Raw genomic sequence first — 23,624 nt, forward strand, 5'->3', positions numbered from 1 at the left:
GCAAAAAGGGTGAAAGTAATTTCACCTTTTTTATTTTAATAAACTTGGTAACAAAAAAGGCGAAGATTTTTCAATCCTCGCCTTTTATAATTTTATTTATTTTTAATTATTTTGCTGCAGCAAAACGTTTTGCAACTTCAGCCCAGTTAATTACATTAAAGAAAGCTTCCATGTAATCAGGGCGACGGTTTTGGTAGTGTAAGTAATAAGCATGTTCCCAAACATCCATTCCTAAAATTGGTTGTCCACCACAAGCAACACCTGGCATTAATGGATTATCTTGGTTTGGAGTAGAACAAACTTCTAATTTACCATCTTTCACACATAACCAAGCCCATCCTGATCCAAAACGAGTAGCTCCCGCTTTAGCAAATTCTGCTTTAAAAGCATCAAACGAACCAAAAGCAGCATCAATTGCAGTTGCTAATTCACCTGTTGGTAAACCACCACCGTTTGGCGACATAATTTCCCAAAACATCGTGTGATTATAGTGTCCACCACCATTGTTACGAACTGGCATATTGTTCATGTCTAAATTTTTCATCAAATCTTCAATAGATTTTCCTTCTAAATCCGTTCCAGCAATAGCAGCGTTTAAGTTGGTAACATAAGCGTTGTGGTGTTTAGAATGGTGGATTTCCATTGTTCTAGCATCAATATGTGGTTCTAATGCATCGTAAGCATAAGGTAATTGTGGTAATTCAAAAGCCATGATATTTAATTTTTAGATTAATAATATTTTCACCAAATTTACAAATTAAACTTCGGATTCAAAAATAGATAGTTTTTATACCACTATTAGTAAGATAAATATAACATTGAATACAACCGCTTTCACCATATACGACGCTTCGGCTGGTTCCGGAAAAACTTACACGCTAACGAAAGAATACTTAAAAATTCTTTTCTTGGCAACAAATGATGATGCCTATCGAAAAATTCTAGCCATAACTTTTACCAACAAAGCGGTAGAAGAAATGAAAACTCGAATTGTGTCGAGTTTGTATCAATTTTCATTGGATAATACGTCCGATAAAGCAATGGAATTGCTAAAAGATGTGGCTTCGGAAACCAAATTAAGCATCGCTACTTTAAAAGACAAATCGAAAGCCATCATTAAAAATATCATTCATAATTATGCGGCGTTTGATATTTCAACGATTGATAAATTCACTCATAAAGTCATTCGAACATTTGCCCAAGATTTGAATTTACCTCCGAATTTTGAAGTGTCATTGGAAACCGATTCCTTATTACAAGAAGCCATTGACTTGGTGATCTCTAAAGCAGGTGACGATCCAAACTTAACCAAATTACTAATCGAATTTTCAAAAGAAAAAACCGATGACGATAAAAATTGGGACATTTCGGCCGAATTATTAAAGGTTGCCCAACTGATTACAAACGAAAACAATTCGGAAGAAATCAAAGAAATGGCGGATAAAAGTTTGGATGATTTTGGAATAGTAAAAAAGAAATTACAAGAAGAAATCAAACAATTAAAAGCCGAAACTAGCGAAGATGGAAAAAATATTAAACATTTTATTGAATCAAATGGTGCGAGTTTAAGTTCTTTTCCAAAGTATTTCAATGATCATTTGAATAATATTGAGTTAAATCAATTAAAAGACACTCAAAAAAAATATTTTTCTCCAGAAGATATTAAGGTTTTAAAATCGGCAAAAGACGTTGCTATTATTGAGTCGATTATTGATGAAATTGTATCGAAATTAAAATCGATTTACGATAAGTTAGGAAAAGTAACTATGTATGAAGCTTTTCTGCAAAATTTGAATCCATTGTCGTTATTAAACACGATTTATCAGGAATTTAAGCAAATTCAGGAAGAACAAAATTTAGTTTCAATTTCCGATTTCAATAAAATCATTCACAACGAAATTCAAAACCAGCCAGCGCCATTTATTTATGAGCGTTTGGGTGAAAAATACCGTCATTATTTTATCGATGAGTTTCAGGATACATCCGTGATGCAATGGCAAAATTTGATTCCGTTAATCGATAACGCTTTATCAGGTCAAGACGATTTTGGTCAGCAAGGCACTTTGATGTTGGTTGGCGATCCAAAACAAGCCATTTACCGTTGGCGCGGCGGAAAAGCCGAACAATTTATCGATTTAGCGAAAGAAGATAAAAAACACAATCCATTTTCCAATAAAGACAAAGAAACGCTTCGTTTAGGTACAAATTACCGTAGTTTTAGCGAAGTCATTCAGTTTAATAACGCGTTTTTTAAGCAATTATCCGATAAATTCGAAAATCCAGATTATAAAAATCTTTACGAAAATCTTTCGCATCAAGAAATCAATTCCAAAATGGGCGGTTATGTGAATTTGTCGTTTATCGAAGTGCCAGAAGATGAAACTGAAGTTGAAGGTTTTGATTCGGATAACGATTCGATTTCAGTAAAAGATAAATTTTACTTGAATCAAACGTTGCGAACCATTGAAAAAAGTATCGCGAACGGATTTGAATACAAAGATATCGTCTTACTTACGCGAACCAAAGCACCTGGAATTAAATTAGCGAATTTCTTAACCGAAAACAGCGTTCCGATTTTGTCTTCGGAAACCTTATTGATTCAAAATGCAACGGAAGTTAAATTGTTGATTGCGTTGCTTCGCTATTTGAAAAATCCAAAAGACGACGAATCGAAAGTGTATTTCTTGTATTTCATTGCGAAATATTTACAGTCAGAATTGGAAATTCATGATTTCATTTTGGTTACCAAAGATAAAAATTCGGAAGAATTAGAATCGTTTTTGAAAACCATCGGAATTGAAATTTCGTTCAAAAATTGCAAGAAAAAATCGCTGTATGAAGCAGTTGAAATTTTAATAGCGACGTTTTTAAATGACAAAGTAAATACTTCGTATTTGCAATATTTCTTGGATTTGGTATTGGAAAAAGATGTAAAAGTGCAATCGAGTATTGCAGATTTCTTGGAGTATTGGGACAAAATTGGCTACCAAAAAAGTATTCCGTCACCAGAAGGAACAAACGCAGTTCGTATCATGACGATTCATAAATCAAAAGGTTTGGAATTTCCGGTGGTGATTTTTCCGTTTGCCGAAGAAGATTTTTCAAGAAAAATTAAAGACAAATTATGGATTCCGCTTGAAGATTCAAATATTGATTTACCAAAAGCGTTAATTAATAACAGAAAAGAAGTGGAAAGTTATGGAAACGAAGCAAAAACCATTTTTCAAACCAAAAACCAAGAAGAAGTTTTAGATACGATTAACGTTTTATACGTGGCGCTAACGCGTGCCGAAGAACAATTGTATGTGATTTCAAATAAACTAAAAACGAAAAAAGGAGAATTAGTTATCAATAATTTGTCTTACTATTTCTTGGAATTTCTACAAAATTCAGGAAAATACGAAGAAACCAAATCAGAATACGAATTTGGAAACCCAAATAGAATTTCAAAAAACAAATCCCACGAAGGAAATCACAATCAAATTGGGATTGTTTTACATAAATTAAATCCAAAAAACATCAAAATTGCGCAACGCGAAGCTTTAATGTGGGGGACAATTCAGCAAGATGCGATAAACTTTGGGAATATTTTGCATGAAATCATGGCGTTTATTCATACAAAAGACGATGTGGATTTGGCCATTCAAAAAGCAACTGAGTTAGGATTGATTAAGTTTTCTCAAAATGCAATTTTTAAAGAAACAATTGATAAAATTGTCAATCATGAAGAATTGATTTCGTTTTTTGATGCCGATGCAAAAGTATTCAACGAACAAAACATCATCAAAAAAGCTACTAAAAACATTAAACCCGATAGAGTTGTGATTAAAGATAATGTGGTCTATTTGTTAGATTATAAAACAGGTGAAAAACACAACAAACACAAAGCCCAATTAGAAGAATACGAAATGGCTTTACAAGAAATGAACTATACGGTTGCAAAAAAAGCATTAATATATATAGGTGAAAGTATAGAAATAGTAACTTTGTAATTCTAAACAACAAACTAGTAACAATAAACAAATTATGTACGGAAAAATCCAACAACATCTACAAAACGAATTAAATACGATTCAAGAAAACGGATTATTTAAAAAAGAGCGCATTATCACTTCGCCCCAAGGAGCAGAAATTACGATTTCGACTGGTGAAACGGTTTTAAACTTTTGCGCTAATAATTATTTAGGATTGTCATCTCATCCAGAAGTTGTGCAAGCAGCTAAAGATGCTTTAGATTCTCATGGTTTCGGAATGTCATCAGTGCGTTTTATTTGTGGAACGCAAGATATTCACAAAGAATTAGAAAAAAAGATTGCCGATTTCTACGGAACAGAAGATACTATTTTATACGCAGCGGCTTTTGATGCGAATGGAGGAGTTTTCGAACCTTTATTAGGAGAAGAAGATTGTATTATTTCTGACTCTTTGAATCATGCTTCTATTATTGATGGTGTACGTTTGTGTAAAGCAGCACGTTATCGCTACGAAAATAACAACATGGGAGACTTAGAGCAACAGTTAATCAAAGCAACTGAAGCAGGTCACCGTTTTAAATTAATCGTAACTGACGGAGTTTTCTCAATGGACGGATTAGTAGCGCCATTAGATAAAATTTGCGACTTGGCTGATAAATATGATGCTCTAGTAATGGTTGACGAATGTCACGCTGCTGGTTTCATTGGTGCGACAGGAAAAGGAACTTTAGAAGCTAAGGGTGTAATGGGAAGAGTGGATATTATCACAGGAACTCTTGGAAAAGCTTTAGGTGGAGCCATGGGAGGTTATACAACTGCTAAAAAAGAAATTATAGAAATCTTACGTCAACGTTCGCGTCCGTATTTATTTTCTAATTCCTTAGCGCCATCGATTGTTGGGGCTTCATTAAAAGTTTTCGAATTATTAGAAAAAGACACCACACTAAGAGATAAATTAGAGTGGAATACCAATTATTTCAAAGCCGGATTAAGAAAAGCAGGTATTGATTTTATCGATGGAGACTCTGCAATTGTGCCAGTTATGCTATATGATGCCAAATTATCGCAAGTAATGGCAGAAGAATTGTTGAAAAAAGGAATCTATGTTATAGGGTTTTTCTTCCCAGTAGTTCCTAAAGATAAAGCGCGTATTCGTGTGCAATTATCAGCTGCACATACACAAGAACATTTGGACAAAGCTATAGAGGCTTTTACAGAAGTGGCCAAAAAATTAGGAATAATCAAGTAAAACCGGACAAATAAGTAATTTTTTTAACAAAACTTTTTGTAGTTAAAAAAAACGTATTACTTTTGTTCCAATTATAACGCATTGTAATTAAATAAAACAAGTATGAAACATCTTAACAAATTATTTGCTGCAGCTTTATTGTTTGCTGGTTTAACATCGCAAGCACAAGATAGCAACAACCCATGGGCAGTGTCTTTTGGGGTAAATGGAGTTGACACTAAAGTTAGTGCTGTTGGTAATGACAGTCCAAAATTCATCCAATTATTGAATGTTAAAGAAAACTGGAACATTTTACCTTCAGTTTCTTATTTAAACGTATCTAGATACGTTGGAGATGGTTTTTCTTTTGGAGTAACAGGTTCTGTTAATTCAATTGATAAATGGGTTTCTAGAGTTCCTGGAACTGAGTCAACAGATTTAGTTTCAAACCCAGGTAATTTAAAATATTACGCATTTGATGCTGTTATTAAATACAGCTTCATGGATTTATTAAAATCTAAATGGTTAGATCCTTCTATTAACATTGGTGGAGGTTACAATTTCCTTGGAGATGCTTCTGCAGGTACAGTTAATGGAGGTTTAGGATTAACTTTTTGGTTTACAGAGCATGTTGGTTTACAATTCCAATCTACTTACAAACATTCATTTGATGATAACAGAGTAGCTGGTCAAGATGTTCCAACACACATTCAACACTTTGCTGGTTTAACTTTCAAATTTGGAGGTAAAGACACAGATGGTGACGGAATTTACGACAAAGATGATGCATGTCCTGAAGTTGCTGGTTTACCAGAATTCAAAGGATGTCCAGATACAGATAAAGACGGAATCCAAGATTCTGAAGATGCTTGTCCAGAAGAAGCAGGTACTAAAGAATTAAACGGTTGTCCTGATACAGACGGAGACGGAATCATCAACAAAGAAGATGCTTGTCCAGATGACAAAGGAACTAAAATGATGAACGGATGTCCAGATGCTGACGGTGACGGTGTTGCTGATAAAGATGACAAATGTCCTACTGTAGCTGGTGCTAAAGATAACGCTGGTTGTCCATGGCCTGATACTGACGGTGACGGTGTTGCTGATAAAGATGACAAATGTCCTACTGTAGCTGGTACTGTTGCTAACAATGGTTGTCCAGAAGTATCTGATGATACAATGAAAAAATTAAATGATTACGGTAAAACTATCTTGTTTAACTCTGGTAAAGCTTCTTTCCAAAAACAAACAATTCCAGTTTTAAAAGCTATGGCTGCTATCTTAAAAGAGTATCCAACTGCTAAGTTCTCATTAGAAGGTCACACAGATTCAGATGGTAAAGATGCAATGAACCAAAAATTATCTGAAGATAGAGCTGCTGCTGTTAAAAACTTCTTAGTTGAAAACGGTATCGATGCTTCAAGATTATCTTCTAAAGGTTTTGGTGAGTCTATGCCAGTAGATTCTAACAAAACTGCTAAAGGTAAAGCTAACAACAGAAGAGTAGAAGTGAAATTAGTTAAATAATTTCTTTCTAAAATATACTAAGAAACGTCCCGATATTTCGGGACGTTTTTTTATTTTTATAAAATGAATCAAAATACTTTTTTAGATAAGTTAAGCGCCACTATTTTATCACAATCTGATATACAATTATCAAATTGTTTGATTGTTTTACCCAATAAAAGAGCCAAGGTGTTTCTTTTAGAAAGTTTAAAAAATCAATTAGAAACTACTTCGTTTGCACCAACTATCATTAGTATTGAAGATTTTATTCAAGAAATTTCAGGACTTCGAACTATTGATCCAATTGAATTATTGTTCGAATTCTACGAAGTTTATCTTTCGGTTACCGAAAAAGCGAAACGACAAACCTTTGAAGAATTTGCCACTTGGGCAAAAACCGCAATTCAAGATTTTAATGAAATCGACCGCTATTTATTAGACCCAAATCATTTTTTTTCTTATTTAGAAGATATCGAAGCATTAAAACGTTGGGATTTACAACCACAAGACAAAACCAAATTAATCACAACTCATTTAGAGTTTTGGGCTAAATTACCTTTATACTATGAATTGTTTTACAAGCATTTATTAAACAAAGGAATCGGTTATCAAGGGTTATTGTACAGAGAAGCAGTAAAAAACTTAGCTTCGTTTACCGCAACCATTACCAATCAAATCTTTTTCGCTGGCTTCAATGCTTTAAATCAAGCAGAGGAACGAATATTCAAACATTTAGCGAACGAAAATAAAGCTAAAATATATTGGGATATCGATGAGGTGTTTTTAAACGATTCTTATCACGATGCTGGTCTGTTCATTCGAAGGTTTAAAAAAGAATGGAAACCTTTTGTGAATCAAGATTTCGAGTGGGTTGTCAATCATTTCAGCGAAGAAAAGAATATCGAAATTATTGGCACACCAAAAAGTATCGGTCAAGCTAAAATTGTAGGAACAATAATTGAAAAAATTCAATCTGAAAACCCAAATTTAGAAAGAACCGCTGTTGTTCTAGGCGATGAAAATTTGTTGCTTCCTGTTTTATATGGCTTACCTGAATCAGTTGATGCGTTGAATATTACAATGGGTTATCCGAGTAAAAATAATCCTGCGCAATTGTTAATTAATAAGTTGTTCAAGTTACATGCTAACGCCAAGCAACGAAATGAAAAAAGCTATACATTTTATTACAAAGAAGTTTTAGATATTCTAAATCATCCTTTGGTCGAGCCTTATTGCAAAGTAGAAGAAGTAGTAAAAGTGATTAACAACAACAATTTCACCTTCTTTTCCAATCAAAAATTATTCAGTTTATACGAAGAGAAATATCCAAATTCTGAAAACAAATTCTTCGAATTGTTATTCACACGTTGGGAGGATTCTATTTCTGATATTTTAACTAATTTGAATTCGATTTTACTTACCATAAAATCCTATTTAAGTAACGACGATGCCGAAGAAAAAGTAACGAAAGCTTTTGTGTATTCGGTTTTTAAAACCATTAATAAATTAACCAATTATCACGAAACCTATAATCAAATCGAAAGTTTGCAATCACTACAAGCGATTTACAAGCAAATTATCGATTTAGCGGAAGTTTCTTTTGAGGGCGAACCTTTGAGTGGTCTTCAAGTAATGGGTGTTTTAGAAAGCCGTGTATTGGATTTTGAAAATGTGATTATCACTTCTGTCAATGAAGGAAAATTTCCCGCTGGTAAATCGCAGAATTCTTTTATTCCGTATGATGTAAAGAAAGAATTAGGTTTACCCACATATAAAGAAAAAGATGCAATTTATTGCTATCACTTTTATCATTTGTTGTTACGTGCGAAAAACGTTTGGTTACTTTATAACACCGATAACGAAGGAATCGATGCTGGTGAAAAAAGCCGTTTTATTACCCAATTAGAAATCGAGAAACAACCAAAACACAACATTACAAGCACCATTTATAACGCCGTTTTACCTGAAAAAGCATACGAACCCGTTACGATTCCTAAAACCGATAAAATCCTAACACGTTTGCACGAAATCGCAACGGATAAAGGATTTTCGCCATCGTCTTTGACGAATTATATTCGAAATCCGTTACAGTTTTACATGCAACGTATTTTACGAATAAACGAAGCCGACGAAGTAGAAGAAAATATCGCGGTAAATACGTTGGGAACTATCATTCACAATGCGTTGGAAGAATTGTATACGAATTATCTGAATCAGTTTTTGGCATTGCATCATATTGAAGCGATGGAAGCAAAAATTGATGAAGTTATTTTGAAACATTTCAAAGAAATTTATAAAGAAGGCGAAATCACCAAAGGGAAAAATTTATTAGCTTTTGAAGTAGCAAAACGAAATGTTTACAATTTTCTACAATTAGAAAAGAAAGATATCGAAGCCGGTCAAGCCATAAAAGTATTGCTGTTGGAAGCAAGTTTATCTTGTGAAATTGAAGTGAAATCGTTACCATTCCCAATAAAAATCGCTGGTAAAGTCGACCGAATTGAAGAACGAAACGGCGCCATCAGAATCATCGATTATAAAACTGGAAAAGTAGATGGAAATAGCTTAAAAATTCAAGATTTTGGTGATTTAACTTCCGATATAAAAAATGAAAAAATCATTCAGTTGTTGTGTTATGCTTTGATGTTTGAAAATCACGAGTTAAAACAAAACCGAGAAGTTTCAGCAGGAATTGTTTCGTTTAAAAACATGAAAAACGGCTTTTTACCTTTCGGATTAGGAAAAGGAAAAGATGCTGAACTTGTTATCTCTACTGAAATTTTAGAAGATTTTAAAGCAGAATTAGAAACGTTGATTTTGGAAATTTTCAATCCAGAAATTGCGTTTAAAGAAAAGGTTTAACATTTCGTTACAATTTTCTTACATGCTTTTTCGTTTTCTTTACAAAAGTTACAATAACCGAAAAACATAGATATGAAAAAAATCTTCTCTTTTGGATTCATCTTATTGGTTAATATTTTGTTTTCGCAAAATCAGGTGCCTGTTTTTAATCTTGATTTTGAAAAACATTTTAAAAAGGATGAATTACCAAACGATTGGATTCGATGGGGAGATAGCGAATTAAAAATTGATTCGACTAATGCCGTTTCTGGAAAAAATAGTATGCTTATTAATGTCAAGGAAGGTGAAGGTTTTGGTTGTGTTGCTTACAAACTTCCTGCAAATTTTAAGGGTAAAAAAATCACTTTAGAAGGTTTTATGAAATATGAAAATGTTTCAGATGGTTTCGTTGGGTTACTCATAAGAATTGATAAAGACGGACAATCAGTTGGATTTGATAATATGCAAAACCAAAAATTACAAGGAACTTCGGAATGGAAAAAACATACTGTAACTATTGATTTCAAAGAAAATGCAGATGAAATTTATGTTGCTGGAATTTTAGTTGGTAAAGGAAAAGCTTGGTTTGATAATTTTAAAGTTTCCATTGATGGAAAACCAATTGAAAAACAAAAACCTGTTGAAAAAGAACTTTCTATTATTGATAAAGACACAGAATTTGACGCAGGTTCTAAGTTTGAAATCACGAATCTTAATGAAATTCAAAAGCGAAATTTATTCGTATTAGGAAAAGTTTGGGGGTTTGTGAAATACTACCATCCTGTAATTGCTGAAGGAAAAATCAGCTGGGATTATGAGTTGTTTAGAATGTTGCCAAAAATAAATAGTCAAAACTTTGATGGCGAATTGGTGCAATGGATTAGCAAATTAGGGACTTTCAAAACTACTACTCAAAAACTTCCTAAAGAAAGCATCATTAAATTACTTCCTAACACCAAATGGATTTCTGATACCAATTTAATTTCTTCCGAATTATCTTCATTACTACAAAAGATAAATAGTGCTGAAAGAAGTGATAAAAACTATTATATCAAATTGCATCGAAGTGTAAATAATCCAAATTTTACTGATGAAAAAGTATACAGTAAAATGGAATATTCCGATACTGGAGTTAAGCTTTTAGCGGTTTTTAGATATTGGAACATGATTGAATACTTTTCTCCAAATCGTCATTTGATGGATGAAAATTGGGATTCAGTTTTAACAGAATTCATTCCGAGAATAACCGCTACAAAAGATCAAAAAGAATATACTTTAACCTTATTAGAACTTATTGGAAAAATTCAGGATACGCATGCTAATATTTGGGGATATAATTCTGTTTTAGATGCTTTTTTTGGCGAAAATATTGCTCCAGTAAAAATAAAATTTGTTGAAAACAAAGCTGTAGTTGTTAAATTACAAGACGAATTTAAAGATGCTAATTTACAAGTTGGTGATGTAATTGTTTCTGTTAATGGCGTAAAAGTGGAGGATTGGTTAAACAATAATTTGAAGTATTTTCCAGCTTCCAATTACCCTACACAATTGCGAGATGTGGCACGAAAAATATTGCGCACAAACGATAATTCTATTCGGCTTACAATCGAAAACAATTCAGGGGTTAAAGATGTATTAGTCAGTACAATTAAAAACAAGTATTTCAAAGAAGGACCTGTTTCGCATAAAATTATCAATGAAAACATAGGTTACATTTATCCAGGAACATTGAAAAAGGGTGAAATCAATGAAATCATGGATAAGTTTTTGGATAAAAAAGGTTTGATAGTTGATTTAAGATGTTATCCTTCTGATTTTATTATATTTAGTTTGAGTAATTATCTACTAAATGAGAAAAAAGATTTTGTAAAGTTCACAGCAGGAGATATTAAAACACCCGGATTGTTTACTTTTAGAGGTGGAGAAATGCAAGTTGGAGGTAAAAATAAAGATGCTTTTAAAGGAAAAGTAATCATATTAGTTAATGAAGAAACCCAAAGTCAAGCAGAATATTCAGCAATGGCGTTACGAGTAGCACCAAATGCAAAAGTATTAGGAAGTACAACCGCTGGTGCCGATGGAAATGTTTCGACAATTATTTTACCAGGAAATATTTTTACTTACATATCAGGAATTGGCGTTATAACTCCAGATGGTTCTGAAACACAACGTATAGGAATTGTTCCAGATATTAAAATGGAACCAACAATTAAAGGAATTCGTTCAGGAAAAGATGAATTATTGGAAAAAGCTATAGATCTAATTAATAATTAAATAAAAATTTAGTTTGCCACGGATTAAAGGATTTCCACAGATTCCGAAATCCTGCTAATCTGTTAAATCTGCGGCTTTTTTAATTTGCGAACTTTGCGAAAAAACTTTGCGACTTTGCGTTAAAATTAAACCCTTTTCAAAAATCCACTCAAAACCGCTAACAATTCCGTTTGGTTTTCAAAATGACTCATGTGACCGTCTTCAAAAGTGGTGAGTTGTACTTGCGTGCCTTCGATTTGTTCTAAATTGTCATCATAATTCAAAACAGGGTCTTTTTTACCTAAAATAAGTTGAATCGGATAAGGCGCAAAATGCAAAATAACTTCACGGTCTTTTCGGATTTTCATGCCTTCTAATGCGGCAACGATTCCTTGAAGCGGCGTTTTTAAAGCTTCTAATTTCACTTCTTCAATAATATCAGCCAAACGTTCACGATTATCCTCACTGAATAAATTAGCAATACTCATGCGAATGAATGCCGAATAATTTTGTTTTACAGCAATAATAGCGCGGTCGCGATTCGCTTTTCGTTCGTCGCTATCGGCTCTTGAAGTGGAGTTTTGTAATACAATTCCTTTAACGTTATCGGGGTACAATTCGGCGAAAGCCAATGCCACATATCCACCCATCGAATGTCCAATTAAAACCGCTTTTCTGATTTTTAATTCGTGCAACACATGATGCACCATATCGGCTTGGTCTTCCATTGTATGAATATAACCTAAACATTCTGTTTCGCCATGACCTAATAAATCGATAGTAATGATGCGGTGTTTTTTAACCAATTCTGGAATAAAGGCCTTCCACATCGATTGATTTTCCAAAAAACCATGCAATAAAACCACAGCCGTTCCTTTTCCTTGGTCGGTGTAACTGATTTTAGTGTTTTTGAAGTTGGTGGTTTTCATGAGGGCAAAGTTAGGGTTTAAACGCAAATTCCGAAACTTCGGAACCAAAGTTTTTTTGCGAAGTACGCAAGGATTTTCTCACCACAAACTTGTCATTCCGTAGGAATCTCATAACGAGATGCTTTTAACTTCGTTGAATCTGCGATTTCAGCATGACAAAATTGTGTAAAAAAACGTATTTTAGCACTATAAAATTATTCACTCATGTTCACCATCCAACAAATCCAAGAAGCGCACGCCAAAGTTAAAAGCGGTGCCGATTTCCCAAAATACATGCAAGACATTATGGCGCTTGGTGTTACTTCTTTCGAAACTTTTGTTTTTGATAATCATACCCATTATTTTGGAAAAGATAATTTTCAAATTGCTTCAGAAGGTTTTTCAGAAACCTTAACTATTGCTGAACAAAGCAACATTGAGCAATTCAAGTCCGATTTAAAATCGCACCAACAAGGCAACACCGATTACATGACGTTTTTACACGATTGCGCCAAATCTGGCGTTGAAAAATGGGTAGTAGTCATGGATAAAATGACCTGCAGTTATTACGACAAAGCCGGAAATGAAATGGTGCTGGAAGTAATTCCGTCGGTTTAATATTTTAGGAACACAGATTTAAGAAATTATATAAATTTTTATAAATTTCTTAAATCTGTGTTCCAAAAAAAACGGCTCACATTTCTGCAAGCCGTCTATTTTCTATATTCTATACTCTATATTCTCAATTAAGCATTCATTATCGCTTCAATTTCTTCAATTTCAATCGGAATATTGCGCATTAAATTAAATGCAGCGCCTTTTTCTTGAATCACCATGTCGTCTTCTAAACGAATACCAAAACCTTCTTTCGGAATGTAAATTCCAGGTTCAACTGTGAACACCATGTTGGCTTGCATTGGTTCGTGTAATAATCCGTAGTCGTGCGTGTCTAATCCCATGTGGTGCGAAGTTCCGTGCATGAAATATTTTTTATACGCTGGCCAATCTGGATTTTCGTTTTGTACATCGGCTTTGTCTAATAATCCTAAACCTAGTAATTCAGAAGTCATGATTTTACCCACTTCTACATGATATTGTTTCCATAATGTCCCTGGAACCAACATTTTTGTAGCTTCATTTTTCACATTTAAAACAGCATTGTAAACTGCTTTTTGTCTATCTGTAAAACGACCCGAAACTGGAACCATACGCGTCATATCACTTGAATAATTCGCATATTCTGCTCCAACGTCTAATAAAATCAAATCGCCTGCTTTACATTGTTGGTTGTTTTCGATATAATGCAATACATTCGCGTTATTACCCGAAGCAATAATTGGCGTGTAAGCAAAACCTTTCGAACGATTTCTTAGGAATTCATGTGCAAATTCGGCTTCGATTTCGTACTCCATAACGCCTGGTTTTACGAAATTTAAAACTCTTCTAAAACCTTTTTCGGTAATATCACACGCTTTTTGGATTAAATCCAATTCTTCGCTTTCCTTAACCGAACGCAATCTTTGTAAAATAGGATTCGATTTTTCTACTTTATGTGCTGGATAATTTTCTTTCCACCATTTGATAAAACGCGCTTCACGAGTTTCCGTTTCAATAACGGCTCTATAATGTTCGTTGGTGTTGATGTAAATCGTATCGGCATACGCCATGATTTCTTTCAACGTTTTGTGGAAATCTTGTAACCAAATCACCGATTTAATTCCAGAAACTTCAAACGCTCTTTCTTTGGTTAGTTTTTCACCTTCCCAAATGGCAATATGCTCATTCGTTTCTTTTAAAAATAAAATTTCTTTCAAATGTTCGTAAGGCGCATCTGGAAAAAGCAATAAAATACTTTCTTCTTGATCCACACCCGATAAATATAAAATATCTCTGTGCTGAGCAAAAGGTAAAGTGGAATCGGCAGAAACTGGATAAATATCGTTTGAATTGAATACCGCAACGCTGTTAGGTTTCATTTGAGCTGTGAATTTCGCTCTGTTTTTAACGTATAAATCGCGGTCTATTTGATGGTATTTCATGGTTTATGATTTTTTTCGATTTCCAAAAATAAAAAGATAAAAATGAAAAGTTGTTAAATACTTTAGAAATTTTGTAGAAGTGCAATGTTTTGGCTAATTTTCAACAAATTTTTTCAAGATGAAGCAAATTACTATCCTGTTTTTATTGATTGTGCAATCGGCAATCGCTCAAAATTCGTTGTTTAATCAAGTGGAAGCTAAGAATATCGGACCAACCATTATGAGTGGTCGTGTGGTTGATTTAGCTGTAAATCCAAAAAATCCAACCGAGTTTTACGTGGCTTATGCTACAGGCGGACTTTGGTATACCAATAACAACGGAACTTCTTTCATTCCTGTGATGGATGCAGCAGAAACGGTTAATTGCGGTTCGGTTACGGTGGATTGGAATTCGGGGACTATTTGGGTTGGAACAGGTGAAGTGAATGCTTCGCGTTCGTCTTATGCTGGAGTTGGCGTTCTAAAATCTTCGGATAAAGGCAAAACTTGGGAAAATTTAGGGTTAAAAGATTCACATCATATTAGCAGAATTTGGGTCAACCCAAGCAATTTAAATGAAATTGTCGTGGCTGCTGTGGGACATTTATATACAACTAATAAAGAACGTGGTATTTACAAATCAACTGATGGTGGAAAATCGTGGAAACAAACTTTGTTCGTTGCAGAAGATACAGGAATTATTGATTTAGCCGTTTCGAAAAACAATCCAAAAATCATGTTTGCCGCATCTTGGCAAAAAGATAGAAAAGCGTGGCATTTTGATGGCGATGGAGAAAAATCAGGTATTTATAAAAGTGAAGACGGCGGAACTTCTTGGAAATTAATTTCAATTAAAGAAAGTGGATTTCCAGCAAATGAAGGTGTGGGAAGAATTGGTTTAGCGATGTTCGGTGAAAATGTGATTTATGCTGTTGTAGACAATCAAAATAAACGACCAAAAACAGCTTCAAAAAGTAAACTAACTACGATGTTGTCAACTCCAGGTGCGGATTTCATGGAAATTTCGAATAAAGAACTGAATATCGCTTTGAAAGAAAGCGGTTTTAGAGATAAATATCGAGCCGAAAATATTAAAAACTGGGTTGCCAATAATAACATGGAACCAAAAGAAGTTTTAGCCATTTTATCAGATGCCAATAAAGCTTTATTTGAAACCGAAGTAATTGGTTGTGAGGTTTACAAATCGGAAGATGGCGGAAAATCATGGAAAAAAACGAATCAAAATTATATTGACGATATGTTTTACACCTACGGCTACTATTTTGCGAATATTTCTGTAGATGAGAAAAATCAAAATCGTCTTTATATTGGTGGCGTTCCATTATTATTTTCAGAAGATGGTGGAAAAACTTTCACAGCCATTTCAAAAGAAAATGTGCATGCCGATCATCACGTAACTTGGGTAAATCCTGAGAACCCGAATCATATCATTAACGGAAATGATGGTGGTGTGAATATTTCATACGACAACGGAGCGCATTGGATTAAATGTAACAATGAAGCGCTGGGTCAATTGTATGCCGTAAATGTCGATTATCAAGAAAATTATAATGTCTATGGCGGAATGCAAGACAACGGAGTTTGGTTTGGAAATAATGAATATTCTCACTCTGTAGCTTGGCATCAAGAAGGAAAATATCCGTATCAAGAATTAATTGGCGGCGATGGAATGCAAATTCAAATTGATAGTCGCAATCCAAATGTAGTATTTACGGGATATCAATTTGGAAACTACTACCGAATCAATCAGAAAGAAGGTAAGTTTGATTACATCACTCCAAAAGCTCCAAAAGGAGAAAAACCGTATCGTTTTAATTGGCAAACACCGATTTTATTGTCTTCGCACAACCAGGATATTTTGTACATGGGTTCGGAGTTTTTACACCGTTCAATGAATCAAGGCGAAACTTGGGAAAGAATTTCAGGTGATTTAACAAACGGAGCTAAAGAAGGAAATGTAGCTTTTGGAACGTTGACTACTATTTCAGAAAGTAAATTCCAATTTGGATTACTTTATGCAGGTTCTGATGATGGAAAAATCCATGTTTCAAAAGATGGCGGTGTTTCATGGCAATTGATCTCTGCTAATTTACCTCAAAATTTATGGGTTTCAAGAGTGGTGGCTTCGTCTCATAAAAAAGAAAGAGTTTACGCGACTTTGAACGGATATAGAAATGATAATTTCGAAATTTATGCTTATGTTTCGGAAGATTTTGGAACTACTTGGACTTCGATTTCGAATGGATTAACACAAGCGGTTAATGTAATTGTTGAAGATTCGGCAAATGAAAATATTTTATACGTTGGAACCGATAATGGTTTATTCATTTCATTAGATAAAGGTGCTTCTTGGCAAGATTTTTCAAACGGAATGCCTAATGTAGCGGTTCATGATGCGGTAATTCAAACGAAAGCAAAAGAATTAATCGTGGGAACTCATGGTCGTTCGATTTATAAAATGGATATTTCAAAAGTTCAAGAAGTAACTAAGGAAGTTTTAGCTAAAAACCTGCATTTATTTAAAGTGAATGATAGAACGAAATCTGATCGTTGGGGAACTCAAAATTACGCATGGGGAAAACCGAATGAGCCTTCACAAACAATTTGGTTTTATGCTAATGCAGATGGAATTGTGAATGTTTCGATTGCGAATGAAGCAGGATTGGTGGTTCACACTCAAAAAGTAGAAGCTAAAAAAGGATTGAATTCGTTTGAATTTGATTATTCGATGCCAAAAAATGTTGCGGATAATTGGAATAAAAAAGATAAAAATATTAAAATTAAAGAAGCTGAAAACAAGAAGTTTTATTTGCCAATTGGGAAATTTAAGCTTACGATTTCACAAGATAAAATTTCAGAAAGCAAATCATTCGAAATTTTAAATCCTAAAAAATAGTTAAAAAGGCATACTATTTGCTGTAATATTTACGTTAGTTAATTAAGCAGATGTTTTAAATTTACTATTTCAAACGTTAATTTTGATTTTATGAAAAGAATTGTTGGATTTTTTTTGATTTTAGTTTCTGTTTTTTCTTTTTTCTCTTGTGAGGATGAAGATGATACGGTTAACGAACCCTATTTAATTGTAAAATTCAAATTCGATCCTAATCAAGTGCGTTTGAATAATTTGGGTCAACCAGCAGTAATTCCTTCTAGTCATGCTGCTCAATCTCCAGATTTTAGTAAAATTAGCGCTCATTATTTTGAATTGGCTCCAAATGCTTACACCCAATTAACACAAGGAACTGTTTTATATCATGCTGATGAGACTACTCAAGGTGGTTCAGTTGCGATCGATTTTAGTAAAGCGGTTGTTGTTAGTGAAGGTGAGGCTTTTTTAAAAATCCCATTAAGTCAAGTACCTCAGGGAAGTTATGAATACGTTCGTGTTTCATTAGCATATCAAGAATATACTATTTCAGTTCGAAATGCAGGAAGTGATTATCTAGGAAAACTAGCTAGTTTTGTTGGGTATAATACCTACATCACAACACATTCTATAGGAAATAATTCGTTTCCAGTAAATGGTAATCGTTTGCAAGGTTATTGGGCTTTTGCTTTAAATGATTTTCCATATGCTACCTCTGGTCAAGCTCCAGCAGGAGCTACAACCGTTCCAAACCCAATTGCTGCTACGTCTCCAATTCCGCCAGGTTCATGTGTAGTAACGGGAAAATTTGCTCAAAATTTAGTTATCAATGGTAATGAAACTCGCGATGTTGTATTAACACTATCACTTTCTACAAATAATAGTTTCGAGTGGCAAGAAGTAACAACTGATGGTAAATATGAGCCTTCAATAGGCGAAAATGTTGTAGATATGGGACTAAGAGGATTAATGCCTTCATATGTAAAATAAGTATATTTGCTAATATACTATACATTTGCATGATTTATCTGCTTTAAACCCTTGGTATTCAACAATAGTTAAACTCATTTTAAAATCATTATAAATTAGCTAGAAAAGGTTGTAGTTAATTTCAAATAGCCTTATTTTTGTTTGATTTTTTATTAAACTAGTACAATCAAATAAAAATTATGGCAAATTCGGCACTATTAAAGTCGTCTATAGTAAAAAAATACTGGATGGCTCTTACAGGTTTATTTTTATGCTTGTTTTTGGCGGGGCATTTGGCTGGAAATCTTCAATTGATTTTTGGAACCAGTCAACAATTCAATGAGTATGCATTATTCATGACCACCAATCCGGCAGTTAAGTTACTTTCTTATCTCACTTACATTTCAATTATTTTCCATGCTTTTGATGGAATTATGTTGACAATTCAAAACAAAAAAGCAAGACCAATTGGTTATGCTAAAACAGATGGTTCTTCAAGTAGTTTAGCTTCGAGAAATATGGCTGTTTTAGGAACTGTGATTTTGGTTTTCATCGCTACACACATGGTGAATTTTTGGGCAAAAATGCATTTTGATAAAAACATGCCTTTGGTTCAAAAAGAAATTGACAATGGGATGGGCGGAAAACAAATTCAGTTAGTTGGTACAAAAGATTCTCAAATGCCATTTATGCAATTAGATCAAACAGGAAAACTTTCTAAAGAGTTTTTCGAGATGATTAAAGCACAGACACAAGGGCAATACGATTTGGAAGTTCAGGACATGACTAAAATTGTAAATAAGAAAACAGGTGAAGTTGTATTTATCGGTTATAAAGATTTACACAAATTAACGGTAGATTTCTTCAAAGATGCAAAATACGGATTGTATTTTACTATTGGTTATGTTTTAGCTATGTTAGCTTTAGCATTTCACTTGTGGCACGGTTTTCAAAGTGCTTTCCAATCTTTAGGTGTTAATAATAAGTTTACACCAGCAATTAAGTTTTTCGGAAAAGCATTCGCAATTATAGTTCCACTATTATTTGCAATTATTCCAGTTTTCTTACATCTTAAAAAATAATCAACATCAGTATATATTATGAAGTTAGATTCTAAAATACCAGCGGGTCCGTTAAAAGACAAATGGACCGATCATAAAAACCACTTGAAATTAGTTGCTCCAAATAATAGACCAAAAATCGATATTATTGTGGTTGGAACTGGTTTAGCAGGTGCTTCTGCTGCCGCTTCTCTTGGAGAAATGGGGTATAATGTAAAAGCATTCTGTTTTCAAGACTCTCCTCGTCGTGCGCACTCAATTGCGGCTCAAGGAGGTATCAATGCAGCAAAAAATTATCAAAATGATGGTGACAGTGTGTACCGTCTTTTCTATGATACAATTAAAGGAGGTGACTACCGTGCGCGTGAAGCAAACGTTCACCGTTTAGCAGAAGTTTCAGGTAATATTATCGACCAATGCGTGGCACAAGGTGTTCCTTTTGCTCGCGAATATGGTGGAATGTTAGATAACCGTTCATTTGGTGGAACACAAGTACAACGTACTTTTTACGCCGCTGGACAAACTGGTCAACAATTATTATTAGGAGCGTATTCTGCTTTATCAAGACAAATCGGGTTAGGTCGTGTAAAAATGTACAACCGTCATGAAATGTTAGATTTAGTAAAAGTTGATGGTAAAGCTCGTGGAATTATCGCTCGTAATCTAATCACAGGAGAAATCGAAAGACATTCAGCTCACGCAGTTGTTATTGCTTCTGGAGGTTACGGAAATGTATATTTCCTTTCTACAAATGCAATGGGAAGTAACGTAACAGCTGGATGGAAAATCCACAAACAAGGAGCGTTATTTGCAAATCCATGTTACGTACAAATTCACCCAACATGTATTCCAGTTCACGGAACGAATCAGTCAAAATTAACTTTGATGTCGGAGTCGTTACGTAACTCAGGACGTATCTGGGTTCCAAAGAAAAAAGAAGATGCTGAAGCAATCAGAGCAGGTAAATTAAAACCAACTCAAATTGCTGAAGAAGATAGAGATTACTACTTAGAAAGAAGATATCCAGCGTTTGGAAACTTAGTACCTCGTGACGTAGCTTCAAGAGCTGCTAAAGAGCGTTGTGATGCTGGTTACGGAATCGAAGCTAACGATACTAACGAAGGTGTTTACTTAGATTTCTCGACAGAAATTCAAACTAAAGGTCGTCAAGCGGCTTATGCGAAAGGAAATCATAATCCAACTCCTGAAGAAATTACAGCTTTAGGGAAACAGTGGTTAGAAGAGAAATATGGTAACTTGTTTACGATGTATCAAAAAATCACGGATGAGAATCCTTATGAAACACCAATGAAAATTTATCCAGCGGTTCACTATACTATGGGTGGTGTTTGGGTTGATTATAACTTACAATCTACAATTCCAGGTTGTTTCGTAGCAGGTGAGGCTAACTTCTCTGATCACGGAGCTAACCGTTTAGGAGCTTCGGCTTTAATGCAAGGTTTAGCAGATGGATATTTCGTATTACCATACACGATTTCAAACTATTTAGCAGATGAAATTAGAACTGGAAAAATCTCTACAGATTCTCCAGAATTCGCTGAAGCAGAAGCTAGAGTGAAAGATTCAATTAGTAAATTCTTAAACAACAATGGTACGAAGTCAGTTGATTATTTCCATAAAAAATTAGGTTTGATTATGTGGAATAAAGTAGGTATGGCTCGTAACGAAAAAGGATTAACAGAAGCTATTGCTGAAATCGCTCAATTAAAAGAAGATTTCTACAAAGATGTATATGTTCCCGGAAGTGCAGACGAATTAAATCCAGAGTTAGAAAAAGCTTTAAGAGTGGCAGATTTCATCGAATTAGGTCAGTTAATGGCAATGGATGCGTTACAACGTAAAGAATCTTGTGGTGGTCACTTCCGTGAAGAATATCAAGATGCTGAAGGTGAAACATTACGTGATGACGAAAACTTCAAATTTGTTGGAGCTTGGGAATATAAAGGTGATGACATCAGCAAAGAAGAGCTTCACAAAGAAGAATTGAAATACGAAGAAATTAAAATTGCTGCACGTAACTATAAATAGTATTTTATGACAAAATTCCGCCATGTATTGGTTTTAGTGATTTTCTTTTTAGGAATAACTAACGTTTTTTCTCAAAAAATAACCAGTCAACCTGTTGTTAAGCCTTCAGAAGGGAAAGCATTGGTTTATATTACTAGATCAAACGGGGCAATGATGGTAAATTTTAGAGTCTATGATAAAGATTTGTTTATTGGAGCTTTAGAATATGGAAATTATTTTCTTTATGAGTGTGAACCTGGTCAGCATTTATTTTGGGCTGCTTCTGAGAATAGAGATTTTGTCGAGGCAAATCTTGAAGCAAACAAAGTATATGTAATTGATCTTGAAGCTAGAATGGGTGCTTTTATTGCTGCTATCGCTGTTGTTCCACAAAATCCTAAGGAAAAGAGACATAGAAAAATGTTTTATAGAACTGTAAAGAAAGAAACTTCTATTCTAAAGTTTCAATCAAAATTAACATCTCAAGATAAAGAAAGTAATATCATTGCCGCATTAGAGAAATATAAAGATTTAAAACAAAACAATTCTACCAAAATTATGGTTTTAAATCCTGATATGAATTTTGAAAATGCTGATAAACCAGAATAAAAGATATAATTTATGAGTACAAAAAACATAAACATAAACCTTAAAATTTGGCGTCAAAAGAACGCTAGTTCAAAAGGTAGCATGGAAACCTATAAATTAGATAATGTTTCTACTGCAAGTTCGTTTTTGGAAATGTTAGACCAATTAAACGAGCAATTAATTAACGAGAAAAAAGAACCAGTAGCATTTGATCACGACTGTCGTGAAGGTATTTGCGGAATGTGTTCTTTATATATCAACGGTCGTGCTCACGGACCTGATACAGGAATTACCACGTGTCAGTTGCACATGAGAATGTTCAATGATGGCGATACCATCTATATCGAACCATGGAGAAGTAAAGCGTTCCCAGTAATCAAAGATTTAGTAGTTGATAGAAGTGCTTTCGATAGAATTCAACAAGCAGGTGGTTTTGTGTCGGTAAATACTTCTGGAAATACTATTGATGCAAACTCAATTCCAGTTCCTAAAGACGATGCAGACAAAGCGTTTGAAGCAGCAGCTTGTATTGGATGTGGTGCTTGTGTGGCAACTTGTAAAAATGGTTCTGCGATGTTATTCGTTGGAGCAAAAGTATCACAATATGCTTTATTGCCACAAGGTAAAGTAGAAGCTACTCAACGTGTTTTAAACATGGTACGTCAAATGGATGAAGAAGGATTCGGAAACTGTACCAATACAGGAGCATGTGAAATCGAATGTCCAAAAGGGATTTCGTTAGAGAATATTGCTCGTATGAACAGAGAATACTTAAAAGCAAGTTTAAAATAAATTTTATGAAATCAATTTTTAATATATCAATTTTACTTTTGTTTGTAACATTGTTTTCTTGTTCATCTGAAGATTCTTCTAATAACAATAATGTTGATCCAATAGATACAGTTTATCCAATGGAGATTTATTTAGATGGTGAACATATTGTATTACAAAATGATAGTAATTTAGCAAATCCATTAGGAGGTACTTTTGGTCCGGATTATAATTTATTATACGGGTTTTCTCAATCATCATTGACTGGTAGACCAGTTATTGATAGAAAAGTAGAAATGAATTTAGCTATTCCAAAAACTAATGTTGTTGTAGGAGAGCATCTTTTTACAAATGCTATTCAGACTAATGGTTATTTTGCCGACATGGACATCAAAATTGATGGTGTTGTTAAAGTTGTTAATACAACAAGTGGAAAAATAAATGTTTCTTCGATAGATCCTGTTACAAATTTAGTAACGGGTACTTTTGAGTTAATTACTAATGATGGTACAAATCAAAATCATACAGTAACCGGTTCATTTGAATATGTTATAGTTGATTAAATAATTTAGTATAAAAATAAAAAACG

The 23,624-nt window shown here is 33.9% G+C and carries 16 protein-coding genes; 13 read left to right on the forward strand and 3 right to left on the reverse strand.

The window, feature by feature from the left end; all coding sequences use genetic code 11:
* Positions 1 to 106 precede the first annotated feature (106 nt).
* Positions 107 to 712, reverse strand: a complete 606-nt coding sequence (locus IM755_RS04190) for a superoxide dismutase (protein WP_194093893.1) — start codon at positions 710 to 712, stop codon at positions 107 to 109.
* 106 nt (positions 713 to 818) lie between these two features.
* On the opposite strand from IM755_RS04190, the gene IM755_RS04195 reads away from it, so the two are divergent.
* The 5 genes from IM755_RS04195 (at position 819) to IM755_RS04215 (ending at position 11,823) form a co-directional block, all read left to right on the forward strand.
* Entirely contained in the window at positions 819 to 3,992 is a 3,174-nt protein-coding gene (locus tag IM755_RS04195; protein WP_194093895.1) for a UvrD-helicase domain-containing protein, read from the forward strand.
* A gap of 34 nt (positions 3,993 to 4,026) precedes the next feature.
* Positions 4,027 to 5,223 (forward strand): glycine C-acetyltransferase, encoded by a 1,197-nt coding sequence (kbl, locus tag IM755_RS04200; RefSeq protein ID WP_194093898.1) that lies wholly within the window; start codon positions 4,027 to 4,029, stop codon positions 5,221 to 5,223.
* A 102-nt stretch (positions 5,224 to 5,325) separates the two neighbouring features.
* The gene (locus tag IM755_RS04205) at positions 5,326 to 6,729 is read left to right on the forward strand and encodes an OmpA family protein (RefSeq protein WP_194093900.1); all 1,404 of its coding nucleotides are present in this window, start codon (positions 5,326 to 5,328) and stop codon (positions 6,727 to 6,729) included.
* A 63-nt stretch (positions 6,730 to 6,792) separates the two neighbouring features.
* On the forward strand, positions 6,793 to 9,570 hold the full coding sequence (locus IM755_RS04210) for a PD-(D/E)XK nuclease family protein (protein ID WP_194093902.1): 2,778 nt from the start codon (positions 6,793 to 6,795) through the stop codon (positions 9,568 to 9,570).
* Positions 9,571 to 9,642: 72 nt separating this feature from the next.
* The gene (locus IM755_RS04215; protein ID WP_194093904.1) at positions 9,643 to 11,823 is read left to right on the forward strand and encodes a S41 family peptidase; all 2,181 of its coding nucleotides are present in this window, start codon (positions 9,643 to 9,645) and stop codon (positions 11,821 to 11,823) included.
* A 125-nt stretch (positions 11,824 to 11,948) separates the two neighbouring features.
* On the opposite strand, the gene IM755_RS04220 is transcribed toward IM755_RS04215, so the two are convergent.
* The gene (locus IM755_RS04220) at positions 11,949 to 12,731 is read right to left on the reverse strand and encodes an alpha/beta fold hydrolase (protein ID WP_194093906.1); all 783 of its coding nucleotides are present in this window, start codon (positions 12,729 to 12,731) and stop codon (positions 11,949 to 11,951) included.
* Positions 12,732 to 12,935: 204 nt separating this feature from the next.
* Here IM755_RS04220 and IM755_RS04225 point away from each other — a divergent pair, with 204 nt between their 5' ends.
* The gene (locus IM755_RS04225) at positions 12,936 to 13,328 is read left to right on the forward strand and encodes a DUF1398 domain-containing protein (RefSeq protein WP_194093908.1); all 393 of its coding nucleotides are present in this window, start codon (positions 12,936 to 12,938) and stop codon (positions 13,326 to 13,328) included.
* 128 nt (positions 13,329 to 13,456) lie between these two features.
* On the opposite strand, the gene IM755_RS04230 is transcribed toward IM755_RS04225, so the two are convergent.
* Entirely contained in the window at positions 13,457 to 14,749 is a 1,293-nt protein-coding gene (locus IM755_RS04230) for an aminopeptidase P family protein (protein WP_194093911.1), read from the reverse strand.
* 118 nt (positions 14,750 to 14,867) lie between these two features.
* Between IM755_RS04230 and IM755_RS04235 the strand changes: the two genes are divergently transcribed.
* From IM755_RS04235 to IM755_RS04265, 7 genes are all read left to right on the forward strand, one after another.
* The gene (locus IM755_RS04235; protein WP_194093913.1) at positions 14,868 to 17,645 is read left to right on the forward strand and encodes a VPS10 domain-containing protein; all 2,778 of its coding nucleotides are present in this window, start codon (positions 14,868 to 14,870) and stop codon (positions 17,643 to 17,645) included.
* A 90-nt stretch (positions 17,646 to 17,735) separates the two neighbouring features.
* Positions 17,736 to 18,608 carry a hypothetical protein gene (locus IM755_RS04240; RefSeq protein WP_194093915.1) on the forward strand — a complete coding sequence of 291 codons (873 nt, stop codon included), beginning with the start codon at positions 17,736 to 17,738 and terminating at the stop codon, positions 18,606 to 18,608.
* Between the two features lie 179 nt (positions 18,609 to 18,787).
* A complete protein-coding gene (locus IM755_RS04245) occupies positions 18,788 to 19,669 on the forward strand; it encodes a succinate dehydrogenase cytochrome b subunit (protein ID WP_194093917.1) in 882 nt (293 codons plus the stop codon).
* Between the two features lie 18 nt (positions 19,670 to 19,687).
* A complete protein-coding gene (locus tag IM755_RS04250; protein WP_194093920.1) occupies positions 19,688 to 21,697 on the forward strand; it encodes a fumarate reductase/succinate dehydrogenase flavoprotein subunit in 2,010 nt (669 codons plus the stop codon).
* Positions 21,698 to 21,703: 6 nt separating this feature from the next.
* The gene (locus tag IM755_RS04255; protein WP_194093922.1) at positions 21,704 to 22,285 is read left to right on the forward strand and encodes a hypothetical protein; all 582 of its coding nucleotides are present in this window, start codon (positions 21,704 to 21,706) and stop codon (positions 22,283 to 22,285) included.
* Between the two features lie 12 nt (positions 22,286 to 22,297).
* Entirely contained in the window at positions 22,298 to 23,056 is a 759-nt protein-coding gene (locus IM755_RS04260; protein WP_194093924.1) for a succinate dehydrogenase/fumarate reductase iron-sulfur subunit, read from the forward strand.
* Between the two features lie 5 nt (positions 23,057 to 23,061).
* Positions 23,062 to 23,598, forward strand: a complete 537-nt coding sequence (locus IM755_RS04265; protein WP_194093926.1) for a hypothetical protein — start codon at positions 23,062 to 23,064, stop codon at positions 23,596 to 23,598.
* Positions 23,599 to 23,624: the final 26 nt, after the last annotated feature.

Origin of the sequence: Flavobacterium proteolyticum, assembly GCF_015223105.1 — a bacterium.
Lineage (GTDB): Bacteria > Bacteroidota > Bacteroidia > Flavobacteriales > Flavobacteriaceae > Flavobacterium > Flavobacterium proteolyticum.